The sequence below is a fragment of the Roseateles sp. P5_E8 genome, from assembly GCF_054177665.1.
The window spans coordinates 1-18624 of record NZ_JBGCUM010000054.1 but is presented as its reverse complement, the minus strand read 5'-3'; the positions used below and the strand labels follow the sequence as shown (position 1 = coordinate 18624).

Below are 18624 nucleotides of genomic sequence, written 5' to 3'. Positions count from 1 at the left end.
ACAGGGGAAGCCACCCGCGTGCGGCGGCCGCAGGTTTGAGCAGAATCGGCCTCTCCGCCCTTCCGCTCTTTCTGCCGCCGCCCGCCATGAAAACCCTGCTGATCTACGAAGACCTCGTCTCCCTGAACCGTGAACAGCACCGCCAGCTCAAGCTGGCGCCGCCGGCCCAGCCCTTCGCCTTCGCACGCGAGACCAACTCGGTACTCATCGCCGCCAGCGAGCTGCCATTTGCCGTGCTGGACTTTCCCTGCGTCTTCATCGAGGTGGCAGACGGCTACAGCATCGCCGCGCTGGTGGGCCTGCGCGACCACGAGAACCTGTTCGTGCAACCCGACGGCAACTGGGCGCGTGGCGCCTATCTGCCGGCGTTCTTCCGCCGCTACCCCTTCGTGCTGGCCGAGACCGAGGGCGACCCGACCTTCACCGTCTGCCTGGACCGCGCCTGCGCGGGGCTGAACACCGAGCAGGGCCAGGCCCTGTTTGACGCCGAGGGCCTGGAGACGCCCTGGCTGGAGGAGATCAAGCGCTTCCTGCTGAGCTTCCGCACCGAGATGGCCGCCAGCCGCGACTTCGCCAACCAGCTGGCCGCGCTGGAGCTACTGCAGGACGGCGCCATCGAATACACGCTGGACGGCCAGAAGAGCGCGCTGCGCGGCTTCAAGACCATCAACGAGGCCAAGCTGCGCGCGCTGGACGCGTCCACGCTGGCGGACCTGGCCGCCAAGGGCTGGCTGGGCTGGGCCTACGCCCACCTGCTGTCCATCCAGCAGGTGCAGCGCTTGGCGCAGCGGCTGGACGAGCGCCGCGCGCTGGACACCGCCGAGCGCGACGCGGCGCCGGCCACTCACTAGGCCAGGGCGGCCAAGGGACAGGGCCAGTCAATACACGCCCATGTAGTCACGCTTGCCGATGGCGACCCCGTTGTGGCGCAGGATGGCATAAGCAGTGGTGACATGAAAAAAGAACTGCGGCAGGCCGTAGTTGGCCAGATAGGCTTGACCGATCAGCCGCTTCTCCTTGGGTGTACCGGGACGCAAGACGATCTCTTTGCTTTCGCTGCCTTCGAACTGCGATGCGCTCAGGCCATCCAGAAAACTCACCGTCTGGGCCAGCAGGACGTCAAGATCAGCAAAGCTCTTCTCCTGTCCCTCCTGGGTGGGGGGCTCGACACCCGCCAGGCGGGCCGATATTCCACGCGCAAAGTCGGCTGCGATCTGCACCTGCTTGGCCAATGCAAACATGTCCGGATACAGGCGCGCCTGCAGCAAGGCGTCGGGCTCAATCGAGTGGGCCGAGGTGTGCGTACTGGTGAGCGCCAGTTCGGCTTTAAGCGCCGTCAGCATTTGCTTGAAGACGGGAACGGCGAAGGTGTACATCGGACTGGTCATGGTCGTTTCTTGGTAGTAGTGAAGCTGGGCGGCGACGGCATTCGTGGGCGCCTCCACCGGGTCGCAAGCCCAGTTGCTGCGCCAACGGCAAGGGGCGGGCGACGCAGTTCAGTGTAGGGACGCGCCACGGGGCTCGTCAGTGTGAACGCGCGGCCGCAGCCCCGTTCAGTTGCCGGGTCGCTGGCCCGGCGCGCCGGCGCGCTCGATCGGCAGTCCGGCCTCCTTCCAGGCCTCGACGCCGCCGCGGTACCAGCCGACCTTCTGGTAGCCCATGCGGATTGCGCGCAGCGCCGCGTTGTACGACATCCAGCACATCGTGCTCGCGCAATAGAACACCAGTGGCAGATCCTGACGCCCCTGCGTCACTTGCTTGAGAAAGGCGCCGAACTCACGCTGCACGTTGTCGTCAAAGCTGCCGGCCTGGTGCGCAGGCACGGCATTGAGCGCGCCGGGCAGGCGTTCAGCGCCGCCCAGCACGTCGAACAACAGCAGCGGCGGCAGGGCATTTGCACCGCCCTCGCGCCGAGCGCCGAGCGTGGCGACGAGCTGGCGCGTGGTCACCACCTGCCCGCCTGGGATCGAAGCCGGCGTCGCGCCGTGCATCGCGCCGCTGTGCAACTCAGTGCTGGCCGGCACGCCCTGGTCGGCGCGCTCCTTGCCTTCGAGCTGGGCCAGGCGTTGCGGGTCGGTGCGCGGCAGGCCCGCCTGGCTTTCGGCAGCCGGGGCGGCGCGCCGAGGATCGACGCTGTTCGGCGATGGCTGCGGCGGCGGCGCAGGGGTGGCCCGGCCGGCCGGCGGAGGCGGCGTGGCGCCGCCGAAGCTGTTCTGCGCCGATGCGGCCGTACCGGCGAGCGACGCCACCGCAAACAGCGCAGACAGGGCGCAGGGGCAAAGCGCATTCAGCGGAACTCTCATCGTGGCCTGCCTCATCGGGTGCGTTTCAATTGCTCGCCGGGCACGCCGAGCTCACGATTGGGGTCGAAGTTCGGGCTGTCGGTCATGACGTAGGTGCCGTCGCGCAAGCGCCAGGCATGCTGGTAGTGGTTCGGCAGCTCGACCGTGCCGTTGCCGCCGACGCTGCTGCCGCGGTACAGCTCGACCTCGCGCACGCTGCGCACGTTGGCGGTGTGGGTGCGGTCGATGCTGGCGGCACGGTCGCGCACCACACCGTTGTTGATGGCGGCCACCTCCTCGCGCGACTGGCGGGCGATCTCGCCGCGCTGCTTGATCGCCGCCAGCGTCTGGCGCGAGGTCTCTGCATTGATCGCCGCGACCTTGCCGGCGGTGATCTCGTTGTCGCGCGCGATGGCCTGGTTGGTGGCTTGCGTGCCCTGGTCGATGCGGGCCTGCCAGCCCGCGTCGCTGCGCAGCGTCTGCCACATCGCATCGAACTGGCGGAAATCGAGCTGGCCGTCGGGCGCGCGCCAGCTGAGCACGCCGAACGATTCGCCCTGCGACGTCTGTATCGGCGCCATGCCGGGCATTCCCATCCGGGTGACGGAAAACGAAATCGCGACCGCCAGCGATTCGCGTATCGCCTGGCCGCCCTGCTCGTAGCCGATCAGCGCCTGGCCCACTTCGGCCCAGCTGCGCGAACCGCCACCGCCCGGGAACGGCATGTCGGTGGGCGGCCGGCCGCGCTCGGGCCGGATGCGGTAGTCGAGCCACTGCGCGCCGGGCCGGTGTTTGCCTACCCAGGCTCTCAGATAGCTTTCGGCATTGGCGAACGACGCACGCAGGCACGGCACCGAGGGAGCCGGCCCGCTGCCGATCCAGGCTTCGCCGGGAGCCAGTTCGATGGCGCTGCGGCCATCGGGCGCGCGCGCCTGCAACGTGGGTTGGTAGGGGCGTCCGCAGGACAGTCCACGCCATTGAACCTCGCCCTGCGCGCGCCAGCCGGCCGGCACCATGATGGTCATGGCGGTCAAGGGCTTCTCGAAGCCCTTGCGATCGGTGATCTCGACGACCTGGGCGCGCCAGGTGGCGGCACTCGCGGTCTGGGCCAGGCCGGGTCGGACCGCAGCTATGCACAGGACAGCGAGAAGAGCCGAAGCGAGAAGGCGCGGGGTACGGCAAGTCATGACGGCAATCCGTGCATTGGGTGCAACTCGGCGATTCTGTCAGCGGCTGGTAGAGCCGCGCCGGGGGTATTCCAGCGCCCCTGGTTCACACCCGCGAACGATTGCAGTTGGGAGTCAGTCCTTGCTCTTCGCCAGGCGAGCGGCGAGCTTCATCAGCGTGGGCACACGTTTCCTGCCGTGCATGGCACGCAGTCGTGCCTTGGCCGCGCCAATGTCCATGCCCGCGCAGGTCACCAGCAGCGGCGGCGTTTCCTCTTCCCGCATGACCTCGAACTGCGCCGACAGGCCCGGCTGGCTCTTCTTGGAAACACCAATGACAGGCACCCTTTCGCCCAGCGCTTGATACAGGTACTGGCCAAGGCCCGGCGTTTCGTCGGCATCAAGATGGACGAAGCCTTCAACCAGGATGAGCTCCGGCTCCAGGCTGTGCTCGCGCAGCAGTTGCATCACGCAGGGCAGTTCTCGCAGGTCGAGTTCTCCACGCACCGTCTTCTCGACATGGGCGATGTGCGAGACATAAGTCTTGGTCGCTTCCGCGGCATCCCAGGCGTCGAAAGCCACAGCGGCGGCATTCGCCTGCGCGCCATCGAAGTGAACAGCGACTATGAGTTTCATGCCGAAGTATGAGCCGCGCCAGCGGCGATCAGCCCGCGTTGCGCGACTGCCAGGCCGAGGCGCTCCACGTCGGCGCGGCTTCGTTGATGAGCCGCAGAATTTCGGGCGGCAGGTCCGCCGACCCGGTGAGCTGGCGAACGTCCAGGATGTCGTCCGACCCGAAGCCGGACGGCGCGCGCAGGGCCCATTGGATCGCCTCGTCCAGCGAGCCCACCTCGATGAGGTAGAAGCCGCCCACCAGTTCCTTGGTCTCGGCGAATGGGCCGTCGACGACGAAGCGTTTGCCATTGGCGACCGCGATGCGGGCGCCCGGTGCCGCAGGGTTGAGGCCCTCGGAGGCGACCAGCACGCCGGCGCTATGCATCTCCTCGTTGAAGCGCATGTAGGCCTTGAAGAGTTCCACGTCGAAATCAGGCGCCTGGTCGCTCGCCTGCTTGTCCGCGCTCGCCTGCGCCGTGATGATGAACCGCATATCCCGCTCTCCCGATGAAGCTTGTTGGCTGACAAGGCTACGACGAAGCAGCGCCTGCCGGATCGACAAGCATGGTTATCCTGCCGCCCCATGTACGCGCCCTTCTTCGGCTTGAGACAAGCGCCGTTCTCGATCGCGCCGGACCCGCATTACCTGTTCATGAGCGAGCGCCACCGCGAGGCGCTGGCCCACCTGCTGTATGGGCTGGACGGCGGCGGCGGCTTCGTGCTGCTGACCGGCGAGATCGGCGCGGGCAAGACCACCGTCTGCCGCTGCTTCCTGGAGCAGATCCCGGCGAACTGCAACGTCGCCTACATCTTCAACCCCAAGCTCACCGTCCCTGAGCTGCTGCAGGCGATCTGCGACGAGTTCCACGCCCCGGTGCCGCCGGGCGCGCTGACGGTGAAGGGCTATGTCGACCCGCTGAACGCCTTCCTGCTGGCCCAGCACGCGGCCGGGCGCAACAACGTGCTCATCATCGACGAGGCGCAGAACCTCTCGGCCGACGTGCTGGAGCAGCTGCGCCTGCTGACCAACCTGGAGACCGCCGAGCGCAAGCTGCTGCAGGTGGTGCTGATCGGCCAGCCCGAGCTGCGCGGCATGCTGGCCCGGCCCGAGCTGGAGCAGCTGGCGCAGCGCGTGATCGCCCGCTTCCACCTGGGCGCGCTGTCCGAGCCCGAGACGGCGCAGTACATCCGCCACCGCCTGAACGTGGCCGGCCTCACCGGCGCCCTGCCCTTCGACGGCAAGACGCTGCGCCTGATCCACCAGCTCACGCGCGGCGTGCCACGCCGCATCAACCTGCTCTGCGACCGCGCGCTGCTGGGTGGCTATGCCAGCGGCCAGGCGCAGGTCACGCGGGCCATCGTGCGCCGGGCTGCGGCCGAGGTGTTCGGCGCGCCGCAGGCCCCCCCCCGGCGCATGCCGGTCGGCTTGGGTCTGGGCGTGCTGGCTGCGGCCGTGGCAGGCGCGGGGCTGACCTGGGGGCTGCAACAGCAGTGGCAGGCCGGGCGCGGCGACAAGGCCGGCGCAGCGGCGGTGGCGGCCACGGCGGCGAGTGCTGCCTCCTCTGCTTCCTCTGCCGCGAGCGCACCGGCCGTGGCGCTGGCGGCCAGCGCGCCTGCGCAGCCGGCCTCGGCCGCCAGCAGCCCCGAGCCACTGCAGCTGGCCGACTGGACGGCGCAGGACGGCGACGCCTGGGCCGCGCTGGCCAAGGCCTGGGGGCTGCCACTGCCGGCCCAGGCGGACCCCTGCACCGCAGCCGCGCAGCGTGGCCTGCAGTGCTACCGCAGCAGCAGCGGCAGCCTGTCGCTGATCCGCCTGATCGACCGCCCGGTGCTGCTGACACTGCGGCGCCCCGGCCAGCCACAGGCCCTGGCCGCCCTGGTGGGGCTGGATGCGCAACACGCCACGCTGGTGGTGGACGGCACGCCGCGCCACGTCACGCTGACCGACCTGGCCGGCGCCTGGCGCGGCGAGTTCACCACCTTCTGGCGCGTGCCACCGGGCTATGCCAACCGCGCCGACAACATCGCTCCGCTGCGCGAATGGCTGGCCACACAGCTCGCCGGCATCCCCGGCATGGCCGCCTCCACGCCGACCGGCTGGGCCGAGCTGAGCCGCCAGGTGCAGGCCTTCCAGGCCAGCCAGGGCCTGCAGCCGGACGGCCGCATCGGCCCGGTCACGCTGATGCAGATCAACCGGGCAACCGGCGTGGCCGAGCCGCGCCTCTTGCCCAGATCGACCGACTGAACCGCCATGTCCTACATCCTCGACGCCCTGCGCCGCGCTGAAGCCGACCGCGAACGTGAGCGTGGCCAGGTACCGGGCCTGCACACCCAGGCCCTGTCCGGCAGCCAGGCTGCGAGGGCCGCCGGCCAACGCCGCTGGCTGCCCTGGGCGGGCGGCGGCCTGCTGCTGCTGGCCGGCATTGGCGCCGGCAGCTGGTGGGCGAGCGGCGCGCATGAAGCCCCGGCACCCGTCGCATTGCCGGTGCCGCAACCCGCGCCCACGCCCGCACCGGCGGCCACACAACCCGCCACGCCAATGGCAGTCAGCCCAGCGGCGCTGCCCGCCGCCTCAGCCTCGCCCTATCTGCCGCCCGCGCCGCCGCCGGACGCGGTGGCCGCTGCCGCCCCCGCCGCCCCGATCCCCGCGCCAGCGCCAGTGGTTGAAGCCCCCATCCCTCGGCTGGCCGAGCTGCCCGAGAGCACGCGCCGCGAGTTGCCCAGGCTGGCGATCAGCGGCTCGGTCTACTCGGACGACCCGGCCAGCCGCTTCGTCATCGTCAACGGCGAGGTGATGCGCGAAGGCGCCAAGCTGGGCGCCGACCTGGTGCTGGAGCAGATCGGCGCGCGTGAACTGGTGTGGCGCTTCAAGGGCCAGCGCTACCGGCAACCCGTCTAGGGCCTGTCGATCGCGGCCCGCGTCATTCGTCGTTCCAACGTACGCAGCCCATGCAAGGACCGACATCATGACCATCACCATCACCGCCTTCGAACGTTCACCCGACGGTGGCAAGGGGCTGGCACGCGACACGCGCGTGCGCTGGGCACTGGAGGAGGTGGGCCAACCGTACGAAGTTCGGCTCGTCTCGTTCCAGGCCATGAAGGAGCCCGCGCATCTGGCGCTGCATCCCTTCGGCCAGATTCCGACCTACGAGGACGGCGACCTCGCGCTGTTCGAGACCGGGGCGATCGTGCTCCACCTCGGCCAACGGCACCCGGGCCTGCTGCCGGAAGATGCCAACGCCCGAGCGCGTGCGGTGACCTGGATGTTCGCTGCGGTGAACACGCTGGAGCCGCCCATCCTGGAGTTCACGATGGCCTGGCTGTTCGAGCGGGACAAGCCATGGCACGAGGCGCGCCTGCCCATGGTGAAGGACCGGGTCCGCACGCGGCTGGCGCAGCTGTCAACGCGACTGGGCGATGCCGACTGGCTTGATGGCGCCTTCAGTGCGGGCGACCTGATGATGGTGTCCGTCCTGCTCAGGCTGCGTGCCACGGGCGTGCTCGACGAGTTCCCGCGCCTGGCCGCCTATGTCGCGCGCGGCGAGGCGCGCCCGGCCTACCAACGGGCATTCGCGGCCCAACTGGCGGTGAACGCCCGAACGCCTCGGGGGTGACAGTTGATCGGCCCTTGGGCGGCGTGAGTCGTCGGCTTCTGGCTGACTGAGTCGTGCCGGCACGACCGACCACTCTCGCCCGCGGCGGCAGTCGCATCACGACCCATTGCAGCCGGACAGCATCTCCAATTCGCCGCCGAAGAGCGGACGTTCGAGCCGACCATTTCGGGTCAGCGGATCAACTACCTGACAGTAAACGGCGCCTGATACGGCCTCCCAAACGCCACTCCCGCCACCACCGTGTCCACCGGTTTCAGGTACACCTTCCCCTGCCTCGTGTTGTTTCTCGTATCGACAAACGACACGGGTGACTCGACCACTTCCATGATCGACAGGTCTGCCGGAGCGCCCACCTGCAGCGTGCCGTGTTTGGGGATGCGGTTGATGATCCGCGCGGGCGCCGAGGTGGCCATGGCGACTACTTCGGCGAGCGAATAGCCCATGTTCAGGAACTTGCTCATCACCCACGTCAGGTACGGTATGCCGGGTGTGTTGCCGCTGAAGACGTGGACGTCCGACGAGATCGTGTCCGGTGGGCAGCCTTGCGCGATTGCAGCTTCAGCCACCGTGTAGTCGAAGCTGCCACCGCCATGACCCACGTCGAAGATGACACCGCGCCGCTTGGCTTCCAGCGCCGCGGGCAGTAGCTTGCCATCCTGCACGATATTCGTTCCTTCGCCTGCCACATTGGGCGCGCCGGAGAAGCAGTGGGTCAGCACGTCGCCGGGGCGTAGCACGTCGAGGATCTGCGACATCAGCTGGCGGCTCTGCACGCCCCCGATATGGACCATCATCCTCGCGGGCACGCCAGATTCGACGCATGCGGCGATGCCGCGCCTGAGTGGCTCCATGCCGTGGTTGGCGATCACGTTTTCACTCATGCGCACCTTCACGCCCAGGACGATGTCCGCGTTCTCAGCGACGGCGCGGGCGGTCAACCCGACTTGGGCGTACTCGATGTTGAACAATTCGGGCACGGGAAAGCCCGAGAGTCCAGTCACGCCAATGTGAATGAACGCGAAGTGGCGGGTGCGCGATGCGGGCACGATGAAACGGCGGAACGCAGCGAAGTTGTTGGCGCCTGCGTCGCCAGCGGAGACGACGGTGGTCGTCCCTTGGTACGGCACCAATTCGTCTGCCGGAATACCGATGGCCGAGCCGTACGGGTACACGTGGCAGTGCAGATCAATCAGGCCAGGCGTCACGAGCTTGCCGTGCGCGTCCATCACGCGTCGCCCGCGATCAGCGGGAATTGACGGCGCGATGGTTTCAATAAGGCCGTAGCGGATCCCGATGTCGCGCATACCCGAGAGCCGCTGGCTCGGGTCCAGCACGTTGCAGTTGCGGATCAACAGGTCGAACTTGTCATCCGTTCCCATTGCCGCGTTTGCCGCGTTTGCCGCGCCGGGCAGCATGCCCAGTCCTGTCAGCGATGCACCCGCCTGAACCAACCGGCGCCGCGTGATGTCGGCCATGGCTCTTCCCCTCGCTCCTATGGAGCGCGGAATATCTGCCGGGGGAGGGGCGGCGTCAATGACTGGGTGACCGCTTTGCGGCGCCGCCATCGCGCCGGCGCACGTTGCCCGCTCATGGCCGACTCGGTCAACCTTATTGCTTTGATGGCGCTGTCGAAAGGGACGTGACCACGACAGGACGGGTCGACAACGCGCTCGCTGCCATTTGAGATTTACCTTCTTTCAACGCCGCGCTATCGGACAGGATGCTCACTGCCTCATTCAAGAGGACGTCGTTGACGGATTTCTGGGTCTTCTCGATGGCCAGATCCTTGCTCAGCTTGCGTTCGTTGAACTGCAAGCCATCGTCCCTCAGCGCATCGCCCGCAGCCGTTCCGTCGGAGCCCAACATGGCTGCCAGGCGGGCCTCCGCAGCGGCGCGCTCCTTGCGCCGCACCGCTTCGTTGAGTGAAATCACGTTGTTCTTGCGCCGCTCTCGTGCCTTTGCAAGGTCGTCCAGCAGGCTCTGGTAGTCACGGTCGCGCTGAACACGGCCCTCATGCCACGCCAGCAGGCGCGGAAGCTGCGCGGTGATGTTGCCCACGGGCGCGTAGTCGGTCGCCTTGACCTTTGTCGCCGGCAAAGCGTTGTCGTAGCTCGATTCGCCGAACAACGTGTCGTCGCCGGTTTGCAAGTAGCCGATATCCGGTGTCACGCCGCGCAATTGCGTGGTGCCGCCGTTCACGCGGAAGAATTGCGCGATGGTCATCTTCAATTCGCCAAACACCGGATTGGCATTCTTGGCGATTTGGTCGAGGCTGGCCACGGTCTGGACCGTTCCCTTGCCAAAGCTGCGCTCGCCGATGATCAGGCCGCGACCGTAATCTTGAATCGCTGCCGCGAAGATTTCCGACGCTGACGCGGAGGCCCTGTTGATGAGTACGCCCATCGGTCCGTCCCAAGCCAAGCCGGAATTGGCGTTTTTCTCCACGGTCACGTCGCCGTTGGCATTGCGTGTCTGAACCACCGGCACCTTCCCGACAAACAGGCCCGTCAAACCGATCGCCTCCCGCAGCGAACCACCGCCGTTGTTGCGCAGGTCCATCAAGACGGCATCAACTTTTTGGGCCTTCAGGTCTGCCAGCAGTTTGGCCACGTCGCCACCTGCGCTGCGGTAATCCTTGCTGCCCTTTCGAAGGGCATCGAGATCCTCGTAGAACGATGGCAGGGTGATCACGCCGATCAAACGCTTGCCCTCACCTGTCGTCACCGAATAGACCTTGGCCTTGGCGGCGCTGTCCTGGATCGTGATGGTGTTGCGGACCAAGACCACGGTCTTGCTTGGCGCATCGGGCCCGTTGTCGGCGGGCAGGACGTCCAGGCGCACCGTCGAACCCACCGCGCCACGAATCAGAGCCACGGTGTCGTCCAGACGCCGGCCGACGACGTCGTCCATCGGGCGGGTCGGGCCTTGCGCGACGCCCACGATGCGGTCGCCCACCTGCAGTTGCCCGGAGAGGCTCGCGGGCCCACCCGCTACCAATTCGCGGACGGTGGCGTAGCCATCGATGTCCACCAAAACGGCACCAATGCCCGCCAGCGACAGCCGCATCGCGATGTCGAAGTTGGCCGCGGCGCGCGGCCCCAGATAGTTGGTATGGGGCTCGATCGCCGTCGTGTAGGCATTCATGAACGCCTCGAAGGCGTCCGCGCCCGTGATCTTGCCCAGGCGCTTGGAGGCGCTGTCGTAGCGCTTGTCGAGGACTTTTGCTATTGAGCCGTCGTCCTGGCCAGCGAGCTTGAGTCGCAACCAGTCGTTCTTCACACGCTTGCGCCACAGGTCGAGCGCATCTGCCTCGGTCGCAGGCCAGGCCTGGTCCTTGCGATCGATCATCAGCGTTTCGTCGCTCGCGAAATCGAATCCCTTGTGCAGCAGGCTGCGGGCATAGGCCATTCGCTCGACGGCCCGACGTTCGTACAGATTGAAAATCTCGAATGGCGCACGTAAATCCTCGGTCAGGATCGCGTCGTCAAGCCGGTTACGTTCGACGGCAAGGCGGTCGATGTCGGCTTGCAGGAAGTAAACCTTCTCGGGGTCGAGCGTTTTCAGATACTGGTCGAACATCTTGCTCGACAAGGCATCGTCAAGCGGGACAGCCTTGTAGTGGTAGCGCGAAAGCAGTTCCGCAGCCAGGTGGGCGGCCTTGGCTTCCTGCACCGCCGGCTTCAGTAGTGGCGGGTAGTCAAGGTCCGAACCCGCCGCGGCGCCCTGCGTCGTGACCGCCAGGGTCAGCAAGAACCCAATCAGCTGTTGTTTCAATCTCGCTCCACCACGGTTGAACGGAAAATCTCAAGGTCGACGCCCACTGTGGTCAGTTGCATTTCCAGACCGTGATCGTCGACAGGATCGAAGCATAGGACCACAACGAACGCATTGAGATCCGGGCCGCGCCCGCTCAGTACATCGTCTTCCGGTAGGCGTCCTCGAGCGCTTCGTCCAACTTGCGCATCTCGTCGCCCTGGGGGGCGCCGGTCGTGTCGTCCAAGATCATCTTGACGAGCGACGGCATGTCGCTTCGCGGCTGCAGGTGCGCCGGGTCCCAGAGGCGGGAGCGCCTGAAGGCCTTGGCACAGTGCAGGAACACTTCCTCCACGGTGACCACGATGGCGAGCTTGGGCACACGGCCATCCACGCCCAGGCCGCCCAGCAAGCCGGGCTCCGTCACCAGCGTCGCCCTCCCGTTCACGCGCAGCGTCTCGTCGAACCCAGGCACCATGAACAGCAGCCCCACGCTCGGGTTGGACAGGAGGTTCACCAAGCTGTCGAGGCGGTTGTTGCCGGGCCGGTCGGGAATGGCGAGCGTGCGCTCGTCGAGGATGCGCACGAAGCCCGGCGGATCGCCCCGCGGGCTCACGTCGGCCCTGCCATCACGGTCCTGCGTGCCGATGCAAACGAAGGGCGAACGGTGGATGAAAGCCTGGGCGTGAGGGCCCAGGCGCGGCTGGCACTTCTGGTTCGCCAGCGCGTGTGTTGGCTCGAACAGGCGCGCCAGGGCCGCTTCATCGGCGATGACGTAGGCGGGGTCGACCTGAAACGTGCTCACGGGCTCCTCCTTGAATGGATGCCCGTAGTACACCAGACAAACAAAGTACCCCCGAGGGATAGTCACCGTCGCGGCGACCGATTGACCTCAACCGCCCAGCAGCCGCATCAACGATGACGGCGTGGCCGCCAACGCGCGGTCATCCTGTTCGTCTTTCAACTCGACACCGCTCAGTTGCCGCGTTCGTGCGTCGCGCAGCAGTGCATGCAACTTGGCAGCGGCAGCGGCTGGCGGCAGGCCTTCCGGGCGGACGTTGGAGATGCAGTTGCGTTGGGAGTCCACCAGGCCCGGGCGCGGTGCCCAGCTGAAGTAGAGGCCCAGGCTGTCGGGCGCTGACAAGCCCGGGCGCTCGCCGATCAGCACGACGACGCAGCGGGCGTTGAGCAGCGCGCCGGCCTCGTCGCCGAGCGCCACGCGGGCCTGCGTCGCGACGACCGGCGGCGCCCAGCTCCAGCCGCCCTCGCTCAACAGCCTCAGGCGCAGCGCGGCGAACACGGGCAGGGCCTGGCGCTGCAGCGCGAGCGCGGAGAGGCCGTCGGCGAGGACGAAGGCGAGGTCGGTCTCGGCGGCTTGCAGCACCGTCAACGCGGTGGCGCTGGCCTCGTTCAGGCGCCGGCCGAGGTCGGGCCGCTGCAGATAGCTGGCGCGGTCCGCCGCCTGGCTTTGCACCCGCAGCGGTGCCTCGCCCAGCGCGCGCAGGCCGGCCAGCAGTGCGTCCACATCCAGCGGCGCATGGACCGCGTCGCGCGCCTCCGCATGAGCCTGCTGGAAGGCCAGGTGGGCGCTCGTCGGCACGCTGACACCGGCACGGCCCAGGGCGATGCGCGCGGCGGTGTAGCAGCGGAGGACCGCCCAGGGCTGGTCGACGACGGGCGGCTTCATGACTGCTGCGCCAGCAGCGCGGCGAAGCGCTCAGGCAGGACATCGGCCAGGGCGAGTTGGCCGTCGAAGATGCCCACGCGCTGCAGCCAGGCCTCGAACTCGGGCGCCGGCCGCAAGCCCAGCAGGCGGCGCATGGCCAGCGCGTCGTGGAAGCTGGTGCTCTGGTAGCCCAGCATGATGTCGTCCGACCCCGGCACGCCCATGATGTAGTTGCAGCCAGAGGCGCACAGCAGCGTGAGCAGGGCGTCGACATCGTCCACATCGGCCTCGGCGTGGTTGGTGAAGCACACGTCCACTCCCATCGGCAGGCCGAGCAGCTTGGCCGCGCAGTGGTCCTCCAGGCCGGCGCGCAGGATCTGCTTGCCGTCGAACAAATACTCGGGCCCGATGAAGCCGACGACGCTGTTGACCAGCAGCGGCTCGAAGCGCCGCGCCACCGCGTAGGCGCGGCACTCCAGCGTCTGCTGGTCGCAGCCGTGGTGGGCGCCACTGGACAGGGCGCTGCCCTGGCCGGTCTCGAAGTACATGACCTGGCGGCCGCCGCGCTTCAGTGCCAGCGCCGCTTGCTGGGCTTCTGCGAGCAGCGCCAGCGTGACGCCGAAGCCGCGGTTGGCGCCCTCGGTGCCGGCGATGGACTGGAACACCAGGTCCACCGGCGCGCCGCGTTCCATCGCCGCCAACGTCGTCGTCACATGCGTCAGCACGCAGCTCTGCGTCGGGATCTCATGCCGCGTGATGACGGCGTCCAGCATCTGCAGCAGGCGCATGACCTGGGGCAGGTTGTCCGTCGCGGGGTTGATGCCGATGACAGCGTCGCCCGCGCCCATCAGCAGGCCGTCGAGCAGGCTGGCGGCAATGCCGGCCTCGTCGTCGGTCGGGTGGTTGGGCTGCAGCCGCGTGGCCAGGCGGCCGCGCAGGCCCAGCGTGCTGCGGAACTGCGTGACGACCTCGCAGCGGCGCGCGATCAGCATCAGGTCCTGCATACGGCAGAGCTTGCTGACGGCGGCGGCCATTTCGGGCGTCAGGCCGCTGACGATCTGCGCGGGCTCGACGGCATCGGCCAGCAGTGCATCGCGCAGGCCGCCGACGGTCAGGTGCGAGATCGGCGCGAAGGCGGCGGCGTCATGCGTGTCGACGATGAGGCGCGTCACCTCGTCGCTCTCGTAGGGCACGACGGCCTCGTTCAGGAAGGTCTTGAGCGGCAGGTCGGCCAGGGCCAGCTGGGCGGCCACCCGTTCGCGCGCGTTGGCGGCGGCCACGCCGGCCAGCTCGTCGCCCGACCGGCGCGGGCTGGCCTTGGCGAGCAGCGTGCGCAGGTCGGCGAACTGGAAGCGCTCGGCGCCGAGGATGTGGACATAGGCCATGGTCAGGGCCTGTTTGCACTGCGGGAATCGGTGCGAGAGGGTCTGCGCGGGTGCAGGGCTAGGCGCCGCGCTGAAGCCCGGGCTGGTGGCCCGGGCAAGGCGCGCAACGACGCCATGCGCCCGCGCAGCCCCTCTCCCGAAGGGTTGTCACTCAAAAGCCCGCGCGCGGCGTTGCGAAGCCTCGCTGGGGCAGCACCCCAGCTTCGTTTCGCGCCTTGCTCGCGGACTTTTGAGTGGCAACGCATCCGATCCCCGCAGTGCAAACAGGCCCTAGTGTGCGCAAAAGCCGTGCCACATGCATGACAAACCGGTGAGGAATACCGCGTTTGCAATCAAGGGATTGATGGGGCATCCGTGGCTGCCGAACATCGCGCCCTTTCGGAACCCGGCCGTCGCGATTGATGCAATTCCTTCTGAAGGCATGGCCCCTGGCCTTGGGCCTGGCTTTGAGCGGTGCCGCCTGTGCCGCCACCAACCTGGCCGCCGACCCCGCCGCGTTGAAGCAGCTCATCGACGCCGTCAGCCTGGACGTGATGTCCGAAGCCGCGCTGGAGGCCTGCGACGACATTGGCGCCGCCGCCACGCCGCAGATGCGCGCGGCCTGGGTGGCCTGGCGCGAGCGCCACCAGATCGCGCCGCTGCGCATGGTGGTGATGGCCTTGCAGCAGCGCCAGGGCACCAGCGCGCCCGCCTGGAACACCATCACCGAGCCCATGCGCCAGCGGGTGCTGGGCGAAGCCGCGCCCGACGCGGTCTGCGCGGGTCTGGCCAACGACCTGCAGAGTGCCGCCATGGACGTGAGCGCCCATTACCCGCAGGCCCGCGCCGTGGCCCAGGCGCTGGTGCAGGCCAAGTTGGCGTGGGCGCCGAGCCTGCCCGCCGTCGTGCCGGGCAGCCCCCGGGGCCAGGTCTTGCTGCCCAGCCAGATCCCGGCGCTGCTGGCGCAGCAGGGCCGCAGCTTTAGCGCCATCTCCGAGGAGACCGCGGCGCGCGGGCTGGGCCCCATCCATGCCAGGGGGCGGGTGGAGCGCTGGGGCAGCGACGGCAGCCGTTTTCGCCTCATCCAGGAGCAGGGCAACCGGCGCTCCGAACACAGCATCTATGTGGGCTTCAATGCCGAGCCCTGGGTGGGCCGCGAGATCGCGCTGCGCGGCCTGGTCACGTCGCTGAGCGGCACCTCCATCACGCTGTCCGGCGCGGCGCTGGTCAGCGATGACTCGGGCCTGACGCCCTACCCGCTGGCGCAGGAGCCGCTGGCGCGCAAGGAGGTGCTGCTGCAGCGGGTGATGAGCCCGCCGGCCAAGGGCCTGGCCGACAAGGAGCTGGCCGCCGTCGTCATCCACGGCGAGGGCAACTACAACAACGGCACCCGCTGGGACGAGGACGTGCGCTACCTGCTGCGCGACGGCACCGTCTATCGCCGCACCGAGATGCCACCGGACCAGCTCAACGCCACCGCCTCGCGCCAGCTGGAGCCGCAGCGCTGGGGCCGCTGGCGCGCCAACGGCAAGGGCTACGAGATGCAGGCCCAGGACGACGACGGCCGCCCCGACCGCGGCTGGAAGGCCGAGAAGCACTACGCCGTGCGCCCCTGGCCCCGGGGCACGCGGCTGGACGGCAGCTTCAGCCGCGGCACGTTCAGCGGCAGCTTGGTGCTGGGCGGCACCTCGTCGTCGCGCAGCATCCGCTTCACGCGCGATGGCCGCTTCGAGCGCAGCTACCACTCGCTGTCCAGCTCGGGCACGCTGGGCGCCACCTTGAACAACACCATGATCTCCGGCTCGTCGCACGGCGACGGCAAGGGCAGCAGCAGCACCGGTGGCGGCACGGTGGGCTCGGGCGGGGGCACGGTCGGTGCCTTCAGCTCCCGCAAGACCGACGACGGCGCCAGCCGGCGCGGCCGCTACCAGCTCGGCGGCTATGTCCTCACGCTGGACTACGACGACGGCCACCAGGAGCGCCTGCTCAGCTTCCCCGTGCACGACGACAACAAGACCGTCTACGTGGGCTACGGCAGCCTCAGCCTCGACAAATGACCACATCTCTTCCAAGGAGTTGCGATTGCCTAGCCCGTATGCCTTTTCCCTTCGCACCGTGGTCGCCGCGCTGACTTGCGCCGCCGCTGCGGCCACTGCGCAGGTGGCCCCTTCGCTCAGCCTGGCCGAGCAGATGCGCAGCATGATCGGCAAGCCCCCGGCGGCCGGCACGGCGGCGCCGGCACCGGCGGGTGGCGCCGCTCCCCTCATCGCCAGCGGGCCGGCCCAGCTGCGCCAGTCCGCCACCGAGCTGGCACAACGCTTCCCCGCCGCCAACCGCGCCGCGATGACCCAGGCCTTCGAGGAGTCCTTCGTGTTCTGGCAGAAGCTGGAGACCCAGCTGGGCCTGACGCCCAACGACGTGGGCGCCGCCACGGCCGCCTTCATCGCCGGCAACTACGCCGCCTTCATGCAGCAGCCCGTGCCGGACGACGACTTCAAGGCCCTGGTGCTGCAGATGCAGGGCCTGCTGGCGCGCAACCCGGCCTTCACGCAGAGCAGCCCGGCGGCCAGGCGCGCGATGTTCGAGCAGTTGGCGATGGTGGGCACTTTCATGGCGGTCTACCGCGAGCACCTGAAGGCCAAGCCCAACGCCAGCGAAGAGCTCAACTTCCGCAACACCGCCAAGGCCAACCTGGAAGCCGGCCTGGGCCTGGCGGTGGAGCGCATCCAGATCGGCAAGCAGGGCTTGGTGGCGCGCTGAACGGCGCGCATCCCGCGCCGCCAGGTTGATGCTGATGACCGGGGGATGACCCTTGTGTCGGGAAACTTGACGCTGCGCCACACGCCGGCTCGGCGACAGGAGGCAAGTGCCTGTTCTGCCTAACGTTTTTGTCCGGGTGCGCGAATTGCTTTCTCTCGCTCCTTGAAACGAGGAGACAGCATGAACGGATTCACAACTCTCGCCGCCCGCCTGCGCCGCGGCGTGATGGGCCTGCTGATGGCCAGCCTGGCTGCGACAGCCAGCGCCGCACCGGCCTGGGTCGAGTCCAACGCGCTGCAAAGCTGGTTGGACAACAACTGGACGTACGCCTCCGACGCCGTTGCGCGCACGGCCACGGTCAGCTTCCACGATCAGGTGGCCACCAACACCAGCGCCAGTGCCGGCCACCTCGGCATGTACCTGGGCTGGGCCTGGAGCTATGACGGCAGCGGCGCGGCAACCTCGCTGCCCTGGAGCAATGCCGACCAGGCCTTCACCGGTGGCGGCGTCAAGATGTCCATCACGGGTGCTACGGGCAGCGTCAAGCTCGCCGACATCCTCAATGACAGCTGGATCGGCCAGCCCTGGACGCCTGGCGCACCCGCCATCGGCATCGCGACCGCGGCCGACTGGGTGGTGCCGCTGTTCGACTTCGGCCAGATGGCCGCAGGCGCCAGCGTCCTCTACGACGTCACGGTGAACTTCAGCTTCGCCACCCAGGCCGCGTTCGACGACTGGAACCGCGCCGGCAACTTCTATCTGGGCGCCCAAGGGGTTTCGCTGCCCGAGCCCGCCAGCCTGGCGCTGGTGATGCTGGCTCTGATGGCTTCAGGCCTGGTCTTCAAGCGCAGGGCCCGGTAAGCGCCACGCGCACTGAGCGCGGCGGCCTCACCAGGCTGTCACGCAAGCGGCCTAGGCTCGGCGACTCACACCGCCGAGCCCACGCGCCATGCCCCTTTCCGGTCTGCCCACGCTTTTCCCGCTCTGGGCCTGGGGCCTGCTCGCGGCGCTGGCCTTGTCGGCCGCTCTCATCGGCCTGCAAGGCAAGCTGCTGTTCGGCCGCACCTGGGTCATCCGCCGCACCGACCCCGGCCCCGCCGCAGCCCTGCGGCGCAGCGAGGCCGTCTGGCTGGCGCGACCGGGCGGCGTGCAGCTGCAAGGCTGGCTCACCCTGCCTGTCGGCAACCCCGCGCCAAGCCGCCTGCTGCTGTGGTTTGGCGGGCGCAACGAGCACGTGGCCTGGACGCCCGACCTCGCCGGCTGGCTGCCCGACGACTGCGCGTTGCTGGCCTTCAACTACCGCAGCCTGGGCGCCAGCGGCGGCTGGCCGTCCGAGGCCGCCTGCGTGGCCGACGCCGAAGCCGCCGCCGCGTGGGGCCTGGCGCAGCTGGGCCTGCCGGC

17 protein-coding genes and 1 pseudogene are annotated in these 18624 nt (G+C 68.5%); 8 read left to right on the top strand and 10 right to left on the bottom strand.

All coding sequences use genetic code 11. The features are described 5' to 3' along the window. Window positions 1-86: 86 nt before the first annotated feature. Window positions 87-851, top strand: coding sequence for a SapC family protein (locus ACXRVZ_RS22730; protein ID WP_457419895.1), 765 nt, complete (start codon window positions 87-89; stop codon window positions 849-851). Window positions 852-878: 27 nt separating this feature from the next. Here the strand turns inward: ACXRVZ_RS22730 and ACXRVZ_RS22725 are convergent, their stop codons facing one another. The 5 genes from ACXRVZ_RS22725 to ACXRVZ_RS22705 form a co-directional block, all read right to left on the bottom strand. Further along, the gene (locus ACXRVZ_RS22725; protein ID WP_457419893.1) at window positions 879-1388 is read right to left on the bottom strand and encodes a DUF1993 domain-containing protein; all 510 of its coding nucleotides are present in this window, start codon (window positions 1386-1388) and stop codon (window positions 879-881) included. A 165-nt stretch (window positions 1389-1553) separates the two neighbouring features. Then, a complete protein-coding gene (locus ACXRVZ_RS22720) occupies window positions 1554-2318 on the bottom strand; it encodes a rhodanese-like domain-containing protein (protein WP_457419891.1) in 765 nt (254 codons plus the stop codon). Then, window positions 2315-3469 carry a hypothetical protein gene (locus ACXRVZ_RS22715; protein ID WP_457419889.1) on the bottom strand — a complete coding sequence of 385 codons (1155 nt, stop codon included), beginning with the start codon at window positions 3467-3469 and terminating at the stop codon, window positions 2315-2317. Before ACXRVZ_RS22715 ends, ACXRVZ_RS22720 begins: the two co-directional genes overlap by 4 nt. Window positions 3470-3583: 114 nt before the next feature. Further along, window positions 3584-4084, bottom strand: coding sequence for an endonuclease V (locus ACXRVZ_RS22710; protein ID WP_458232853.1), 501 nt, complete (start codon window positions 4082-4084; stop codon window positions 3584-3586). 28 nt (window positions 4085-4112) lie between these two features. After that, window positions 4113-4625, bottom strand: coding sequence for a YciI family protein (locus ACXRVZ_RS22705; protein ID WP_458232852.1), 513 nt, complete (start codon window positions 4623-4625; stop codon window positions 4113-4115). A gap of 21 nt (window positions 4626-4646) precedes the next feature. Between ACXRVZ_RS22705 and ACXRVZ_RS22700 the strand changes: the two genes are divergently transcribed. From ACXRVZ_RS22700 to ACXRVZ_RS22690, 3 genes are all read left to right on the top strand, one after another. Continuing rightward, window positions 4647-6308 (top strand): AAA family ATPase, encoded by a 1662-nt coding sequence (locus tag ACXRVZ_RS22700; RefSeq protein WP_457419883.1) that lies wholly within the window; start codon window positions 4647-4649, stop codon window positions 6306-6308. Window positions 6309-6314: 6 nt separating this feature from the next. After that, on the top strand, window positions 6315-6962 hold the full coding sequence (locus ACXRVZ_RS22695) for a general secretion pathway protein GspB (RefSeq protein ID WP_457419881.1): 648 nt from the start codon (window positions 6315-6317) through the stop codon (window positions 6960-6962). 67 nt (window positions 6963-7029) lie between these two features. Then, window positions 7030-7680: a glutathione S-transferase family protein gene (locus tag ACXRVZ_RS22690; protein WP_457419879.1), complete on the top strand. Its 651-nt coding sequence runs from the start codon at window positions 7030-7032 to the stop codon at window positions 7678-7680. 182 nt (window positions 7681-7862) lie between these two features. On the opposite strand, the gene ACXRVZ_RS22685 is transcribed toward ACXRVZ_RS22690, so the two are convergent. From ACXRVZ_RS22685 to ACXRVZ_RS22665, 5 genes are all read right to left on the bottom strand, one after another. Further along, the gene (locus ACXRVZ_RS22685; protein ID WP_458232851.1) at window positions 7863-9155 is read right to left on the bottom strand and encodes an amidohydrolase family protein; all 1293 of its coding nucleotides are present in this window, start codon (window positions 9153-9155) and stop codon (window positions 7863-7865) included. Window positions 9156-9288: 133 nt separating this feature from the next. Next, on the bottom strand, window positions 9289-11454 hold the full coding sequence (locus ACXRVZ_RS22680) for a carboxy terminal-processing peptidase (protein WP_457419875.1): 2166 nt from the start codon (window positions 11452-11454) through the stop codon (window positions 9289-9291). Between the two features lie 136 nt (window positions 11455-11590). After that, the gene (locus ACXRVZ_RS22675) at window positions 11591-12238 is read right to left on the bottom strand and encodes a pyridoxamine 5'-phosphate oxidase family protein (protein WP_457419873.1); all 648 of its coding nucleotides are present in this window, start codon (window positions 12236-12238) and stop codon (window positions 11591-11593) included. Between the two features lie 87 nt (window positions 12239-12325). After that, complete coding sequence (gene eutC, locus ACXRVZ_RS22670) at window positions 12326-13120, bottom strand: ethanolamine ammonia-lyase subunit EutC (RefSeq protein WP_457419871.1); 795 nt, start codon at window positions 13118-13120, stop codon at window positions 12326-12328. Continuing rightward, window positions 13117-14484 carry an ethanolamine ammonia-lyase subunit EutB gene (locus ACXRVZ_RS22665; RefSeq protein ID WP_457419869.1) on the bottom strand — a complete coding sequence of 456 codons (1368 nt, stop codon included), beginning with the start codon at window positions 14482-14484 and terminating at the stop codon, window positions 13117-13119. The genes eutC and ACXRVZ_RS22665 overlap by 4 nt, the downstream gene beginning before the upstream one ends. A 401-nt stretch (window positions 14485-14885) precedes the next feature. On the opposite strand from ACXRVZ_RS22665, the gene ACXRVZ_RS22660 reads away from it, so the two are divergent. From ACXRVZ_RS22660 to ACXRVZ_RS22645, 4 genes and pseudogenes are all read left to right on the top strand, one after another. After that, the gene (locus ACXRVZ_RS22660; RefSeq protein WP_457419867.1) at window positions 14886-16520 is read left to right on the top strand and encodes a hypothetical protein; all 1635 of its coding nucleotides are present in this window, start codon (window positions 14886-14888) and stop codon (window positions 16518-16520) included. Next, a complete protein-coding gene (locus ACXRVZ_RS22655) occupies window positions 16405-17223 on the top strand; it encodes a DUF6683 family protein (protein WP_458232850.1) in 819 nt (272 codons plus the stop codon). The genes ACXRVZ_RS22660 and ACXRVZ_RS22655 overlap by 116 nt, the downstream gene beginning before the upstream one ends. A 180-nt stretch (window positions 17224-17403) precedes the next feature. Further along, on the top strand, window positions 17404-18084 hold the full coding sequence (locus ACXRVZ_RS22650) for a PEP-CTERM sorting domain-containing protein (RefSeq protein WP_457419863.1): 681 nt from the start codon (window positions 17404-17406) through the stop codon (window positions 18082-18084). A gap of 88 nt (window positions 18085-18172) precedes the next feature. Then, a pseudogene (locus ACXRVZ_RS22645) lies at window positions 18173-18624 on the top strand (hypothetical protein); the annotation flags it as partial.

Bases quoted from the DNA above. Each gene is read 5' to 3' on its own strand.
- ACXRVZ_RS22720 (WP_457419891.1), bottom strand. From the start codon at position 2,318: ATGAGGCAGGCCACGATGAGAGTTCCGCTGAATGCGCTTTGCCCCTGC.
- ACXRVZ_RS22685 (WP_458232851.1), bottom strand. From the start codon at position 9,155: ATGGCCGACATCACGCGGCGCCGGTTGGTTCAGGCGGGTGCATCGCTG.
- ACXRVZ_RS22690 (WP_457419879.1), top strand. From the start codon at position 7,030: ATGACCATCACCATCACCGCCTTCGAACGTTCACCCGACGGTGGCAAG.
- ACXRVZ_RS22710 (WP_458232853.1), bottom strand. From the start codon at position 4,084: ATGAAACTCATAGTCGCTGTTCACTTCGATGGCGCGCAGGCGAATGCC.
- ACXRVZ_RS22660 (WP_457419867.1), top strand. From the start codon at position 14,886: ATGCAATTCCTTCTGAAGGCATGGCCCCTGGCCTTGGGCCTGGCTTTG.
- ACXRVZ_RS22665 (WP_457419869.1), bottom strand. From the start codon at position 14,484: ATGGCCTATGTCCACATCCTCGGCGCCGAGCGCTTCCAGTTCGCCGAC.
- ACXRVZ_RS22715 (WP_457419889.1), bottom strand. From the start codon at position 3,469: ATGACTTGCCGTACCCCGCGCCTTCTCGCTTCGGCTCTTCTCGCTGTC.
- ACXRVZ_RS22650 (WP_457419863.1), top strand. From the start codon at position 17,404: ATGAACGGATTCACAACTCTCGCCGCCCGCCTGCGCCGCGGCGTGATG.
- ACXRVZ_RS22695 (WP_457419881.1), top strand. From the start codon at position 6,315: ATGTCCTACATCCTCGACGCCCTGCGCCGCGCTGAAGCCGACCGCGAA.
- ACXRVZ_RS22725 (WP_457419893.1), bottom strand. From the start codon at position 1,388: ATGACCAGTCCGATGTACACCTTCGCCGTTCCCGTCTTCAAGCAAATG.
- eutC (WP_457419871.1), bottom strand. From the start codon at position 13,120: ATGAAGCCGCCCGTCGTCGACCAGCCCTGGGCGGTCCTCCGCTGCTAC.
- ACXRVZ_RS22730 (WP_457419895.1), top strand. From the start codon at position 87: ATGAAAACCCTGCTGATCTACGAAGACCTCGTCTCCCTGAACCGTGAA.
- ACXRVZ_RS22655 (WP_458232850.1), top strand. From the start codon at position 16,405: ATGTCCTCACGCTGGACTACGACGACGGCCACCAGGAGCGCCTGCTCA.
- ACXRVZ_RS22700 (WP_457419883.1), top strand. From the start codon at position 4,647: ATGTACGCGCCCTTCTTCGGCTTGAGACAAGCGCCGTTCTCGATCGCG.